Raw genomic sequence first — 13,790 nt, 5'->3', positions numbered from 1 at the left:
TAATGGATATTTAAATTAAAGGATATATTCATGCAGTCAATAACACCTCCATTAATTGCCGTTATTGGTAGCGATGGTTCAGGCAAGTCAACGGTGTGTGAACATCTTATTACCGTTGTCGAAAAATATGGTGCTGCCGAAAGAGTTCATTTAGGAAAACAGGCCGGAAATGTCGGTCGTGCAGTGACAAAATTACCGTTGATGGGAAAATCCTTACATAAAACAATTGAACGAAATCAGGTGAAAACAGCAAAAAAATTGCCTGGACCAGTTCCGGCGCTGGTAATTACAGCGTTTGTCGCCCGTCGCTTACTGCGCTTTCGTCATATGCTAGCCTGTCGTCGTCGCGGGTTAATTGTTCTAACCGACCGTTATCCTCAGGACCAAATTCCTGGCGCTTACGATGGTACGGTGTTCCCACCTAACGTTGAAGGTGGTCGTTTTGTCTCATGGCTAGCAAGCCAGGAACGTAAAGCGTTTCACTGGATGGCGAGCCATAAGCCTGATCTGGTCATCAAACTCAATGTTGACCTTGAAGTTGCCTGTGCACGTAAACCCGACCATAAACGGGAATCGCTGGCGAGGAAGATTGCCATAACGCCACAGTTAACCTTTGGTGGTGCACAACTGGTTGATATCGATGCCAATCAGCCACTGGAACAGGTGTTGGTTGATGTAGAAAAAGCGATTACGGATTTTATGACCGCGCGTGGTTATCACTAGTCAAAAATGGAAATGCCCGATCGCCAGGACCGGGCATTTTCAGGAAGGTTAAATCAACTGCAATGCTATCCAGTACAGCCCACCAGAAAGAAAAATTGCCGCCGGTAAAGTAAACACCCACGCCATCAGGATGCTGGTTACCGTTTTACGCTGTAACCCACCGCCGTCCACCACCATCGTCCCTGCTACCGCAGACGAGAGGACGTGTGTTGTGGAGACAGGCATCCCAATATAACTGGCAAGGCCGATAGACACTGCCGCCGTCATTTGTGCCGCCATGCCTTGCGCATACGTCATGCCGCGCTTACCAATCTTCTCACCGATAGTCATCGCTACACGACGCCAGCCAATCATGGTGCCAATGCCGAGCGCCAGTGCTACCGCCATGATGATCCACACCGGAGCGTACTCAATGGTGCTTAACATATCGCTGCGCAGTTTTTTCAGCAGGTTCTGGTCTTCTTTACTGACGCCTGGCAGTTTCGCCAGCTTCGCGGAGGTATCAGAGATGCACAGCATAATGCGGCGCAGCTGGCTGCGCTGACTCACGGTTAACGGCTCGTAACTTTCCATATTGCCTGGCAGCATCGTTTTAACGCGCGCAATAGCATCAAAGGTATTTGCCGGATGACAGTGAAACTCTGTTACTTGCGTGCCATCAGTCGATGCTGCAGGCAATGGAGGTTCCATCGCAATCAACTTCTGCGGCAGTTCAGGATGCTGTTGCAGGTAGTGTTCGAAGTTGGTAACGGCATCGCGGGTACGGGTAATTTCATAGCCGGACGCATTCATATTGACGACGAAGCCAGCAGGGGCAATCCCCACCAGTACCAGCATTACCAGGCCGATCCCTTTTTGTCCGTCGTTCGCGCCGTGCGAAAACGCCACGCCCGCAGCGGAAACAATCAGCGCAATACGCGTCCAGAATGGCGGTTTACGTTTGCCTTTTTTCTTTTTGCGATCTTCCGGAATGCGGTGAATACGGTCACGCTTTTTCGTCCCGCTCCAGTAGCGTCGCAGCAGGAATATCAGGCCTCCCGCAATGACCAGGCCGACGATAGGGGAAACAATCAGCGAGGAGAAAATTTTGGTCACTTCACGCAGGTTTAACGCATCCATCACCGATGAGCCGGTTAACAGCGCGTTGGTTAAACCGATGCCGATAATCGCACCAATCAAGGTGTGCGAACTGGAGGCCGGTAAACCGAAGAACCACGTTCCCAGGTTCCAGATAATCGCCGCCAGCAGCATGGAAAAGACCATCGCCAGGCCGTGGGTTGACCCCATATTCAGCAACAAATCGGTTGGCAACATATGGACAATGGCATAGGCAACGCTAAGTCCGCCCAATAACACGCCAAAAAAGTTAAAAAATGCCGCCATCACCACAGCAAGTTGTGGTTGCATGGCACGAGTATAAATAACGGTTGCCACCGCATTCGCCGTGTCATGAAAACCATTGATTGCTTCGTAGAACAACACAAATGCCAGAGCAAGCAATAACAAAAGCCCTGTGTATATATCAAGGCCAACAAATAAATTTAGCATATATTAGATTACGCCATTTTGAATTTACGAACGGACGCATTATCAGTGACTTTAACGGCATGGGCAAAGTGAAATATCATTTTTTAACGATAAAAAGAGTGTTATTTCTTGTGTATCAGACAATAAGCATTCATTCAAAACCTTTAGAAATAATCAAAGCACAGGTATTCCACTGGTTAATATATTCACATATGAAATGAATAAATATTGGAATATATAAATATTGAATATTTTGATTAATCCCCGTACTAATTATTCTTCATAATCAGTACGGGGTTGCTACAACATGTATTACTTTTTCACCACAATTAACGGTTCAATATCACTCTCTTTTTTGATGACCAGTGATTCATCACCGCGCAAACACGTCCCACCGTAGTTGCCGCCAACGGTGAAGGTACATACCTGAATGTATTTATCGTCCACTTTCGGCAAACACCACAGTTGCTGATAGATGTTTTTCTGCTCGGCAAATTTACCGCTGGTTTTGTCCAGCACCTCTTCATGATGGCTGACCAGGTCGATATTGCTACCACAGCGACCGGCGATCGGTTTCACTGCGTAACCTGTTTTCACCAGTTCATCATTAACAGTGAAATCGGTATCCAGCAGGTAACGATGGTGCGGAAACAGCGACCAGAGGATCGGCAGAATCGCTTTGTTGCCGGGGATCACCGTCCACAGCGGCTCAAAGACCAGCACTTCCGGGCGCAGCAATACGTCGATAAGACGCACTTCGTTTTGCGGATGACCGGTACGGATTGGCACCGCAGCAAACTCACGGTCGCTAACTTCACGAATCTGATCAAACGCGGTTTCCCACGCCCAGGTTTTCCACACGCAGTTAACCAGTCGCCCTTCCCCATCAATCAGTTGCCCGGCAGCATCCCAGCCCAGTTCATCCAATCCACGCAAGATACGCGTTTCAAAGCCCGCCTGGTGCAGCGCCTGCTCCATAAACTGCGCGTGATAGTTTTCCTCGATATCTTTGTCCTGCATGATATGGACAAACGGACGTGCACGACTGTGTTTCCAGGCACCAGCCAATTCGTTAATCAGCCCTTCCGCCGGATTGAAGCCGTTGCCTTTATAGCCCTGCTCCGCCCAACGTTCGAGGATCAAGCCCGCTTCGGTATGACAGGAGGCGGAGTCGGCGTTGTACTCGTAAACCTTCAGGCCACGCTCATCCATGCAGAAATCCATACGACCAGTGATCATATGGTGACGGCGACGCTGCCAGGAGAGACGCAAACGTGGCCAGAGGATTTTCGGGATGTCGAACAGCGCCAGCAGGTTGTCATCTTTCAGCACCTTGTCGGTTGCGTGAAGATACATCAGGTGCAGCTCGTTGGTGGCTTTAATTAGCTCCTGCTCGGCACTCTCGGTAATGGTGTAGTAATGATAAGGATCCTGATTGATCACCTGACCGTTGGCCTGCACATAGGCGTTTTGCAGCGGATCTTTTTCATCCAGCCATTTACCGTCAAACTGGCCTTTGTTTTCCAGGCGCGCTCCGCTGATTTTCAGCAGCTCGCCTGCAATTTCCGGCTGCGGTAAGCTGTATTCAGTATCTTCCGTCTGGATCATCCAGCCCAGAATGGTGGTGTCATCAAAAGTGTCTTTCAGGGTATAGCAGCCGTTTTCGACCACCATCTCCAGCTCACGCGTCCACTGTTGCCCTTGCGGCAACGGGGAATGAATCACGTTCTGTTCCGCAATACGGACTTTGTTGCCATGCAATTGGGTAATGATGGCGACATGGCCAGTGTCTTTAAATTCACCGCCTTTATCCCAGATAAGAAGCGCACCCGCGACCGGCGCACGCGGCGAGCCGTTAGGAAATGCCTGCAATGGCAGGATGTTGTCATTAACCACTTCTCGCAGGAAGCGCAGCGAGAAAATCTCCCACGCCATACCCACGTCAGTAAAGACCACACCGTAATTCAGAAAGAGAAAACGGCGAGCAAATTCAACGCATTGCCACTTGTGGCCCATATATTCGTCGTCGATATAGCTACGGAATACGGCGTCATCTTCGTATTCCTGCGGATCGAGAGAACTGTAATCTGAAGAGTAGATTGCTACCCCACCCGGGGCGTAGCCCAATAATGTCCCGAACGGGGCATCCTGGCTGGTCGTTCCTTTGCTCATCACTTTACCTTTAACAATACAACCTAAGCAGTTGGCGTAATTGTTGTGCTCTGATTACCTGCTCAGCGACATTAACCGGACAGAGGTCAGACTAATCATACACCTCATCGCAGCGGCTGGCGCAAAGGGTTAAAAAATTCACATTCTGTACAGCAAGTGACCTGCTACACTGCTTCAACACTACCACTCAGAAGGCAACTCACTATGACAGACAATACTTATCAGCCCGCGAAAGTCTGGACGTGGGATAAATCCGCTGGCGGCGCGTTCGCCAATATCAATCGCCCGGTTTCTGGTCCGACGCATGAAAAAACGCTGCCCGTTGGCAAACACCCATTGCAACTTTATTCGCTGGGAACGCCGAACGGTCAGAAAGTAACGATTATGCTTGAGGAGCTGCTGGCGCTGGGCGTTACTGGTGCAGAGTACGACGCCTGGCTGATTCGTATTGGCGATGGCGATCAATTCTCCAGCGGCTTTGTCGAAGTGAACCCAAACTCGAAGATCCCGGCGCTGCGCGATCATACGCATAATCCGCCGATCCGCGTGTTTGAATCTGGTTCGATCCTGCTTTATCTGGCGGAGAAATTTGGCTACTTCCTGCCGCAGGATTTGGCAAAGCGTACTGAAACGATGAACTGGCTGTTCTGGTTACAGGGCGCGGCACCGTTCCTCGGCGGTGGTTTTGGTCACTTTTACCATTACGCACCGGTAAAGATTGAGTACGCCATCAACCGCTTTACCATGGAAGCCAAACGTCTGCTCGACGTGCTGGATAAGCAACTGGCGCAGCATAAGTTTGTTGCGGGCGATGAGTACACCATTGCGGATATGGCGATTTGGCCGTGGTTTGGCAACGTGGTGTTAGGTGGTGTGTATGATGCCGCTGAGTTTCTTGATGCGGGCAGTTATAAGCATGTACAACGCTGGGCGAAAGAAGTAGGCGAACGTCCGGCGGTGAAACGTGGGCGTATTGTTAACCGCACCAACGGACCGCTGAATGAGCAGTTGCATGAGCGCCATGACGCCAGTGATTTCGAGACGAATACGGAAGATAAGCGTCAGGGGTAAGGGTTGGTGTTCGTCGCAGCAAGCCATCCAGGCCGGATAAGGCGTTCACGCCGCATCCGGCAATCGTGCACAATGCCTGATGCGACGCTGCCGCGTCTTATCAGGCCTACGAAAGCTAATCATCACGCGCTGGTAATGTCGTAATCCATTTGGCGCAGTGCGTCTAATGTGGCTTTGGCTTCATCTTCGTCGATGATGCTCATGGCAAATCCGACGTGTACCAGCACCCACTGGCCCAGTAGAGCGGCAGGGTTACCTTCACAAATCAGGGCGATATTCACATCGCGCTTGATACCACATACTTCAACCTGCGCAAGCTGGTGAATATCTTCACCGACAGCCAGCACCTGGCCTGGAACGCCAATACACATTATTAACTCCGGTTATTCAACTTCAATACTTTTGACGATCAGCGAATCGCCGGTATCGACACGCAACCGCTCGCCGTGACAGAGCGGACACTGCGCATCGTGCTGATGAATCTCCACCACCTGGCTGCAATCCCAGCACCAAGCCTGGGCGGGTTTATAGACGATATGTAAATCGCACCCTTGCGCCACCGTTCCGTGGCAGACAATTTCAAAACTAAAACGGACGGCGCTCTCCTCAACGCAGGAGAGCGCGCCAATTTCCAGCCACACGGCGGTGACGCGCTTAACATCGTGCTGCTCCGCCTGCCGTTGGATAATTTCAACGGCGCTCTGGCAAAGAGACAACTCATGCATTTTCGCCACTCCTGCGACCAAACAGCAGGGCGCGACGCCCTGCGTGTGGTACATCCGGATTCGTGACTGGCAGCGAAAGGATCATTCGTGCGCAGTCATCCGTCAGGCGTTGGCCCTCTTCAATCGACATGCTGTGCGAAAGCGGCGACATCAGCGAACAGGAGAGATATTGCGAAACACCGTCCAGTTCGCCAACGGTAAAGGTCATAGTGCCATACGGCAGTTGCAGACCAATTTTTTCACTCACTTTGCGCAGCGGCCAGAGTTGATCCGGGCCGGGGAAGATAACTGCACTCAGCATCCACGGGGTGATCACACACCCCGTCCACTGACCTTCGAACAGCGTAAAATCAGAAACATACACCGGCATTGAAGGATGCAGAAAAGAGAGATCGTGCATCGAACGCCGGGCAATTTCTTCAAACGCTGCCTGTACTTGCGCCTTCGGGGAGGTCTGGAAACCTGCTATCTCTTCAGTCATGAATCGCCTCCCGTGGGATGGCTTCCACGCCAGATTCACGCAGCGCAGCCAGAACCTGCTCAAGCGCAGGTTCAATCATTGCTTCAACCGTCGGCGTTAAGCCGATGTGTGGCTCCAGCGATTCCGGGATCACGCCGACCAGGGTCAGCTTTTTCGGAAACTCGCCGGTGAAGCGCAGGGCCGACAAGACGTCGGCCAGGCCAAGCTGATGCGGAGAGATTTTGTTGGTAAACAACGCCGGAACTTCTTCATCCCGCAGGATCATCATCGTTCCCGGCGCGTTCTTTTTCGAGACAATGGCATCCGCAATAATCAAATGATCGCGATTTGCCATGTCGCCAAGCAGCTCCATTCCCGCCGTGCCGCCATCGAGGATCTCAACATAATCCGGCAGAATGTATCGTTGCTCTAACGCTTCGACAATCCGCACACCGATGGCTTCATCGGTCAGCAAAATATTGCCGACCCCTAAGACTAAAATACGCATTACAGAACCTTCACTGAAACCACTTCGTTGCCGTCAGCATCCACTACGTGTACCGCACAGGCCATGCACGGGTCAAAGGAGTGAATGGTACGCACCACTTCCAGCGGTTTATTCGGATCGGCAACCGGTGTACCCACCAGCGACTGCTCGTAAGGACCGACGTCATCATTGAAGTTACGCGGACCAGAGTTCCAGGTTGATGGAACAACCGCCTGGTAGTTGCTGATGATACCGTCTTTAATAACCATCCAGTGAGAGAGCATACCGCGCGGCGCTTCGAGGAAGCCAACACCTTTGAATTCACCCGTTGCCGGAATGTTCGGCTTCACAAAGGTGGTGTGATCGCCTTTGCCGATATTGGTGATCAGTGCACTGTATTGGTTTTGCAGGATATCCTGCAATTCACAGCAGTGAACGGTACGACCAATAATACGGCCCAGCGTGGAGTGCAGCTGTGCCACTTCCAGCGTGTTGCCAGTCAGTTTCTGATAAATCGCAACGATTTCATTCAGTTTGTTCTGGGTAGATTCGCGACCTGCCGCCAGTTTCACCAGCATATTAGCCAGTGGCCCCACTTCTACCGTTTTGCCGTAGAAAGTCGGTGATTTCACCCAGGAATATTTCCCGTCGTCAGACCAACCATCATAAGCCGGAATGGTGGTGCCTTCCCACGGTGCCTGCGGCGCTTCGTCTTTATACCAGGAGTGCTTCGCGCTTTCCTGAATGCCTTTGATCAGGTATTCATCGGAATGAGAAGTGATCGGACGATACGAGGACAGATCCGCATTCTCAATGTAGCCGCCCGGGAACAGGAAGCTGCCGTTTTTACTGTCGGTCGGGAATTCCGGCACGCTCAGGTAGTTCACCGCACCTTTACCGCGTGTCAGCCATTCCGGGTAGAACGCGGCAATAACTGCGGTATCAACCTTATAAACCTGCTCAACAAAGTCGCTCAGTTTGTCGATGAAAGACTTGATGTACATCAGGCGCTCAAGGTTCAGCACGCCCAAACCGTCGAGGTTGATCGGGTTCGCGACACCACCTACCGCCAGGTTCTGAATGTGCGGCGTTTTACCGCCCAGCAGCGCCACGACGCGGTTAGCGTCACGCTGGCACTCCAACGCTTGCAGGTAGTGCGCTACCGCAATCAGGTTCACTTCCGGCGGCAGTTTCATCGCCGGATGACCCCAGTAGCCATTAGCGAAAATACCCAACTGACCGCTGGCAACCAGATCTTTGATCTTGTTCTGAACTTTGGTGAACTCTTCCGGACTGTTCAGGTGCCAGGTCGAAACGCCTTTCAGCATTTCGGAGGCTTTGGTTGGGTCAGCTTGCAGTGCAGAAGTGATGTCCACCCAGTCCAGCGCCGAAAGCTGATAGAAATGAACAATATGGTCATGCGTGGTGTGCGCAGCCAGAATGATGTTACGGATGTATTGCGCGTTAACCGGAACGTCGATATTCAGCGCACTTTCTGCCGCACGAACGGAAGACAGCGCGTGAGTGGTAGTACATACGCCACAGATACGTTGCACAATCATCCATGCATCGCGCGGATCGCGGTTTTTCACGATCTCTTCCATGCCGCGCCACATGGTACCGGAAGCCCATGCTTTCGAAACGACGCCATTTTCGATTTCGCAATCGATGCGTAAATGCCCCTCAATACGGGTTACCGGATCAATAGTAATTCTCTGGCTCATGCTTTGCTCGCCTCATGACGATTATGATCGTTTTGTTTTAAAGGAGGAAGTATCGGCAGTAGACGAATGAGTACGATGTAAGCGCAAATCTCAATAGCCACAAAACCAATAGAAATCAACAGTTCTTCCCAGGTCGGGAAGTAGGCGTAACCGCCGCCCGGGTTGAATGCCACCAGCGAATAGGTCAGACGCCAGGTTGCACAACCTAACAGTGCGCTCAGTGCTGACAGGAACAGCATGCGGGAATCATTACGCAGCTTCGCCACACGCAGAACGACCAGCGGGAAGAGCATCAGCAGGACTTCAATCCAGAACATCACGGAGTAGAAGTCACCGGCAAACGCTAACGACAGCTTGTCGCGATAGATAAGCTCGCCAAAGCGCAGCACGATGAAAATCGCCAGCAACACACTGATGGTGTTGGTCAGCTTAACAAACAGACTCTTTTCATCCGGACCGTTGCCACGCAGACCCGCCTGCACCAGCGAACCTTCAAAGATGACAATCGAGAAGCCCATGATGAACGCCGTCAGCAGCGAGAACAGCGGCAACATTTCATAGCTCTGCCACAACGGATGCACCTTGTAGCCCGCCGAGATCATCAGCGACCCCATTGAAGACTGGTGCATGGTCGGCAGCAGCGCACCGAGCGCGATGATGAAGAACATCACCTTGTTTAGTCGCTGTAGCGACACCTTCCACCCCAGACGTTCAAACAGTGCCGGAGCAAACTCCAGTGCCATCACGCCGATATAGATGGTCATACAGACCGCCGTCTCGAACAGTACCGAGTTCACGTTGAAGTGACCCGGAATGTAGAAGTACGGCAGGTTCCAGTAGCGACCCACGTCGATAGTGATCGACAAGCCACCCAGTGAGTAACCAAACAGACTCGCCAACAGCGCCGGACGCACCAGCGGATGGTATTGCCCACGGTTAAAGACGTATACCGCCCACGCCAGCGCCCAGCCGCCACAGGCAAAGCCGGTGCCAATCAGCAGGTCAAACGCAATCCACACGCCCCACGGGAAGCCGCCGTTCAGGTCAGAGACAGAGCCCAGACCGAACACCAGACGCTTCACAATCAGGAGCATACAGATGACGATTAACGGTCCAAAAATCATGACCGGTTTACTGATGATTTTGCCGCCCAGCGGTTGTGGATCATGACTCATGATCGTCTCCTCCGTCGTGATGGTCGTTTTTGGTGTTGCGACGAACCAGCACGGTTAAGCCCGCCAGCACAGCCAGTGGTAGCATCATGCCTTTATACAGGGTGTGTTGAATATTTTCGGAACGCGCACCGGTAGAAAGATCGTCCAGTTTCGGCAGGTCGAGATTTTCATAAGGCACACCCGTCAGTACCAGAACCTGAGTACCGCCGCCCTCTTTCTCGCCGTACAGATGCGGATAATATTTCGGCACCGTATGCAGGTAAGTGTCGCCAGATTTCAGCGTCTGACGCGGATAGTGGTATTCGCTGCCAGGCTTCAGCGCCAGACGTTTTTTCGCCTCCGCCATCAGCTCTTCACGCGTACCGAAAATCACCGCGCCCGCCGGGCACACTTCTACGCAGCCAGGTAGACCGCCTTTATCGAGACGTTCCACACCTTTCTGGTTGCACAGCTCGCACTTATGCAGCGCACCAAACGGGTTGTTGTAGTCGTACTTCGGCACGTTGTACGGACAGGCGACCATGCAGTAACGGCAGCCGGTGCACACGTCTTTGTCGTAATGGACAATGCCGGTTTTCGGATCTTTTTTCAGTGCAGAGACCGGGCACACAGAGACACAGTTCGGATCGACGCAGTGCATACACTGTTTCTTAATGTACGCGTAGCCGTTCTCCTCCTGGTCTTTGTTGACCCCTGTGCCGCTGGTCCACACCTGAATGATGTTATTGGTATACGGCGACAGTTTGTCGTTGTTCGACCAGGTCTGTTCCCCTTGCGGGTTACGTTCAGGGAAATTGATATCCTGACACTTGGTGACGCAAGCCTGGCAGCCTACGCACAAGGTCGAGTCGTACAACATCCCCAGCGATCCCGGAATTGGCGGGCGGTTTTCAGCAGCCGCATGACTGACAGACGGCAGCGCGCCCGTCAGCAATGCCCCGCAGGAGGCTGCTTTAATAAAATTACGTCTGTTCACGGTTATTCTCCCCGTGAGTCAGCGTTATCTTTCTTTTGCTGACGACCCAGTTCACGCACCGCCATCACGCTGACACCGGCAACCAACCCAACCACACCGCCGAGCAAACCAATAGCGCCTGCAGAGACGTTGCCGCCCTCTTTAGCGTTAACATCCGGTTTCTGTGAACGCGGAGTTTGATTTTCGACGTTGGCAAGCTGATGGATGCCTTTATGGAAGCCGATACCTTCTTCGTTACAGCCATAGCACGGGTGACCAATCGCCACCGGCCACACACCGCCAACATCGCAGAATTGCAGCGTTGAGCAGTTGCCGTAAGTTTCTGGCCCTTTACAGCCGAGGTGGTACAGGCACCAGCCTTCGCGGTGGCCTTCATCACCGAACTCTTTGGCAAAACGACCAGCATCGAAGTGCGGGCGACGTTCGCAGTGTTCGTGAATCAGACGGCCATAGGCGAAGGTCGGACGGTTTTTGTCATCCAGTTTCGGCGGTTTGCCGTAAGTGATGATGTGCGCAACGGTCGCGAGGAAGTTGTGCGGGTTCGGCGGGCAGCCCGGAATATTGATAACGGTTTTGCCTGGCAGAACTTCTTGCAGGCTGACTGCGCCAGTTGGGTTAACTCCAGCTGCGGCAACACCGCCCCACGCAGAGCAGGAACCGATAGCGATAATGGCTGCTGCGCCTTCCGCCGCTTTGCGGATGTGATCCACAATCGGCTCACCGGCAACCATGCAATAAATACCGTTATCTTTTAATGGGATGGAACCATCCACCACTAACACATACTGCCCTTTGTACTTCTCGAGAGCGTTATGTTTGTTCTCTTCGACCTGATGACCGAAGGCGGCGGAAAGCACTTCGTGATACTCCAGAGAGATAGTCTCCAGTACGAGGTTTTCTACCGTTGGATGCGTTGCACGAAGCAGAGATTCCGTACAACCGGTGCACTCCTGCGCGCCAATCCAGATAACTGGCGGACGCTGCGGGTTAGTAACCGATTCGGCCATCTCTGCAGCGGCTTTGCTACTTAACCCCATGGTGGCGGCTAATGCTGCACAAAGCTTCATGAAATCACGACGGTTAATGCCGTGAGAATGGATGAGGGTGTTATCTCCAGTCATTTATAGTTATTCCGTTGCGAAGACCTGGCATATATTTTGCCTCAATCGCAAAATCAATAATGCGATCGATGCGCCATTTACCACACATTTATTATGGTTATCGATATCATGATACTGCGGCGGGGCGCTAAAACGAAGGGAAGAAGCATTAGTGTAATTAATTAAAGCAAGATAATACGTATGTTTGATCAATTTTCGAGGCGATAACCGGCCATAAAAAAGCGCAACGTAGAACAGGAATTATTCTCACGAAAGAAATCCATTACCATCTCTTTATCCAGTCCATAGCGGCGCGTCAGAATACCCGCTTCCCAGGCGCTAAGCTGGCGATCTCCGGTCTTTTCGTACATCCGGTGTGAGTAGCCTAATACAAAACCGCGTTTATAATCGGCACAGAATTTTGTCACATTAACCGCACTGTCGGCATGCGTTGCTTTTAATCCCGCCATTAAGCCTTTACCAAAATGGTTATTCATCGTTCACCTCATTCGCTATATATTGTCATATATAGCGATATTTTAGGCAAAGAACGACTTTTGCGCACGCTATTTTTTCATGCTTGTTTAAGACGTAATCCCGTAAGAGATAAACCTATCAGGAGAGATATTTATCGAACCATTTCAGTGTCCTTTGCCAGGCAAGATCGGCGGCAGATTTGTCATAACGGGGCGTGGAATCATTATGGAATCCGTGATTAACCCCCGGATAGATATACGCCTCATAAACCTTATTATTGGCTTTCAACGCCGCCTCGTAAGCAGGCCAGCCCTCGTTGATTCGGGTGTCCAGTTCCGCGAAGTGGAGTAGTAAAGGCGCTTCAATCTTCGCCACATCGGCAGTGGGTGCCTGACGACCATAAAACGGCACCGCGCAGGCCAGTTCCGGATACGCGACAGCCGCCGCGTTCGATACGCCACCGCCATAGCAAAATCCGGTAATACCCACTTTGCCTGTCGCTTGCGGATAGCGTTGCATAAACTCAATTGCGGCAAAGAAATCATTCATCAGTTTGGTTGGATCAACCTGCTGTTGCAGCTCACGACCTTTATCATCATTTCCCGGATAACCTCCAACGGAACTTAAGCCGTCAGGTGCCAGGGCGATATACCCCGCCTTCGCCACTCGCCGTGCCACATCTTCGATATACGGATTCAGTCCACGATTCTCATGCACCACCACTACGGCTGGCGTTTTGCCGCTCATCTTTGCGGGCTTCACCAGATAACCCCGCACCTCGCCGTGACCATTTGGCGAAGGATACGTGATGTACTCAGCAACAATTTCCGGGTCGGTAAACTCTACCTGAGTCGCCAGCGCATAATTTGGCTTGAGCAAATCAAACAACGCTAATGCCGTCATCCCGCCTACCGCACTTCGCCGCAAGGTTGAGGAACTCACGTTTCGAGATTTTCCCGTGAGCGTAATAGTCATAGTAATCCAGCAACTCTTGTGGGAAATCTTTGGCGGTTAAACGCGGCATCGTTGCACTCCTCAGTTGGTGTTTTTTTAAGCAAAGCATAAGCACGTGTTTTTGCCCAGTTTTTCGTCACTCTGTGAGCCAGACTACGGGATACGCGCTGGCGAATCGCTAAACTAGAAACATTGTTTCGAAATTGAACGGTGGAAAGG

13 protein-coding genes and 1 pseudogene are annotated in these 13,790 nt (G+C 51.8%); 2 read left to right on the top strand and 12 right to left on the bottom strand.

Going from position 1 to position 13,790, the window contains the following annotated elements; genetic code table 11:
• Positions 1–30 precede the first annotated feature (30 nt).
• The gene (locus tag RTW80_RS05730; protein ID WP_001190782.1) at positions 31–723 is read left to right on the top strand and encodes a dTMP kinase; all 693 of its coding nucleotides are present in this window, start codon (positions 31–33) and stop codon (positions 721–723) included.
• Positions 724–771: 48 nt separating this feature from the next.
• On the opposite strand, the gene pitB is transcribed toward RTW80_RS05730, so the two are convergent.
• The gene (gene pitB, locus RTW80_RS05725) at positions 772–2,271 is read right to left on the bottom strand and encodes an inorganic phosphate transporter PitB (protein ID WP_000933299.1); all 1,500 of its coding nucleotides are present in this window, start codon (positions 2,269–2,271) and stop codon (positions 772–774) included.
• A 291-nt stretch (positions 2,272–2,562) separates the two neighbouring features.
• Positions 2,563–4,422 (bottom strand): bifunctional glutathionylspermidine amidase/synthase, encoded by a 1,860-nt coding sequence (gene gss, locus RTW80_RS05720; protein ID WP_001300624.1) that lies wholly within the window; start codon positions 4,420–4,422, stop codon positions 2,563–2,565.
• A 204-nt stretch (positions 4,423–4,626) separates the two neighbouring features.
• Between gss and yghU the strand changes: the two genes are divergently transcribed.
• Entirely contained in the window at positions 4,627–5,493 is an 867-nt protein-coding gene (yghU, locus tag RTW80_RS05715) for a glutathione-dependent disulfide-bond oxidoreductase (protein WP_001295515.1), read from the top strand.
• Between the two features lie 122 nt (positions 5,494–5,615).
• Here yghU and hybG read toward each other — a convergent pair whose 3' ends face one another.
• The 10 genes and pseudogenes from hybG to yghX all read right to left on the bottom strand — a co-directional run bounded on the left by hybG (position 5,616) and on the right by yghX (position 13,641).
• On the bottom strand, positions 5,616–5,864 hold the full coding sequence (hybG, locus tag RTW80_RS05705) for a hydrogenase maturation factor HybG (protein WP_000334893.1): 249 nt from the start codon (positions 5,862–5,864) through the stop codon (positions 5,616–5,618).
• A gap of 12 nt (positions 5,865–5,876) precedes the next feature.
• Entirely contained in the window at positions 5,877–6,218 is a 342-nt protein-coding gene (hypA, locus tag RTW80_RS05700; RefSeq protein WP_000544953.1) for a hydrogenase maturation nickel metallochaperone HypA, read from the bottom strand.
• A complete protein-coding gene (gene hybE / locus RTW80_RS05695) occupies positions 6,211–6,699 on the bottom strand; it encodes a hydrogenase-2 assembly chaperone (protein ID WP_000134014.1) in 489 nt (162 codons plus the stop codon). Before hybE ends, hypA begins: the two co-directional genes overlap by 8 nt.
• Positions 6,692–7,186: a HyaD/HybD family hydrogenase maturation endopeptidase gene (locus tag RTW80_RS05690; protein WP_001221939.1), complete on the bottom strand. Its 495-nt coding sequence runs from the start codon at positions 7,184–7,186 to the stop codon at positions 6,692–6,694. Before RTW80_RS05690 ends, hybE begins: the two co-directional genes overlap by 8 nt.
• Positions 7,186–8,889 carry a hydrogenase 2 large subunit gene (gene hybC / locus RTW80_RS05685; protein WP_000083065.1) on the bottom strand — a complete coding sequence of 568 codons (1,704 nt, stop codon included), beginning with the start codon at positions 8,887–8,889 and terminating at the stop codon, positions 7,186–7,188. The genes RTW80_RS05690 and hybC overlap by 1 nt, the downstream gene beginning before the upstream one ends.
• Positions 8,886–10,064, bottom strand: a complete 1,179-nt coding sequence (gene hybB / locus RTW80_RS05680) for a Ni/Fe-hydrogenase cytochrome b subunit (protein WP_000017703.1) — start codon at positions 10,062–10,064, stop codon at positions 8,886–8,888. Before hybB ends, hybC begins: the two co-directional genes overlap by 4 nt.
• Positions 10,054–11,040, bottom strand: a complete 987-nt coding sequence (gene hybA / locus RTW80_RS05675) for a hydrogenase 2 operon protein HybA (protein WP_001081870.1) — start codon at positions 11,038–11,040, stop codon at positions 10,054–10,056. Before hybA ends, hybB begins: the two co-directional genes overlap by 11 nt.
• A gap of 2 nt (positions 11,041–11,042) precedes the next feature.
• Positions 11,043–12,161 (bottom strand): hydrogenase 2 small subunit, encoded by a 1,119-nt coding sequence (hybO, locus tag RTW80_RS05670; protein ID WP_000145410.1) that lies wholly within the window; start codon positions 12,159–12,161, stop codon positions 11,043–11,045.
• 188 nt (positions 12,162–12,349) lie between these two features.
• The gene (yghW, locus tag RTW80_RS05665) at positions 12,350–12,637 is read right to left on the bottom strand and encodes a DUF2623 family protein YghW (protein ID WP_001059136.1); all 288 of its coding nucleotides are present in this window, start codon (positions 12,635–12,637) and stop codon (positions 12,350–12,352) included.
• Between the two features lie 118 nt (positions 12,638–12,755).
• Positions 12,756–13,641, bottom strand: a pseudogene (yghX, locus tag RTW80_RS05660) (YghX family hydrolase).
• Positions 13,642–13,790 lie beyond the last annotated feature (149 nt).

It is taken from the genome of Escherichia sp. AM3, from assembly GCF_032029835.1.
Lineage (GTDB): Bacteria > Pseudomonadota > Gammaproteobacteria > Enterobacterales > Enterobacteriaceae > Escherichia > Escherichia coli.
This window is presented reverse-complemented; position numbering and strand designations above follow the sequence as displayed.

Coding starts and splice junctions, on each gene's coding strand:
- RTW80_RS05730 (WP_001190782.1), top strand. CDS start 31: ATGCAGTCAATAACACCTCCATTAATTGCCGTTATTGGTAGCGATGGT.
- pitB (WP_000933299.1), bottom strand. CDS start 2,271: ATGCTAAATTTATTTGTTGGCCTTGATATATACACAGGGCTTTTGTTA.
- gss (WP_001300624.1), bottom strand. CDS start 4,422: ATGAGCAAAGGAACGACCAGCCAGGATGCCCCGTTCGGGACATTATTG.
- yghU (WP_001295515.1), top strand. CDS start 4,627: ATGACAGACAATACTTATCAGCCCGCGAAAGTCTGGACGTGGGATAAA.
- hybG (WP_000334893.1), bottom strand. CDS start 5,864: ATGTGTATTGGCGTTCCAGGCCAGGTGCTGGCTGTCGGTGAAGATATT.
- hypA (WP_000544953.1), bottom strand. CDS start 6,218: ATGCATGAGTTGTCTCTTTGCCAGAGCGCCGTTGAAATTATCCAACGG.
- hybE (WP_000134014.1), bottom strand. CDS start 6,699: ATGACTGAAGAGATAGCAGGTTTCCAGACCTCCCCGAAGGCGCAAGTA.
- RTW80_RS05690 (WP_001221939.1), bottom strand. CDS start 7,186: ATGCGTATTTTAGTCTTAGGGGTCGGCAATATTTTGCTGACCGATGAA.
- hybC (WP_000083065.1), bottom strand. CDS start 8,889: ATGAGCCAGAGAATTACTATTGATCCGGTAACCCGTATTGAGGGGCAT.
- hybB (WP_000017703.1), bottom strand. CDS start 10,064: ATGAGTCATGATCCACAACCGCTGGGCGGCAAAATCATCAGTAAACCG.
- hybO (WP_000145410.1), bottom strand. CDS start 12,161: ATGACTGGAGATAACACCCTCATCCATTCTCACGGCATTAACCGTCGT.
- yghW (WP_001059136.1), bottom strand. CDS start 12,637: ATGAATAACCATTTTGGTAAAGGCTTAATGGCGGGATTAAAAGCAACG.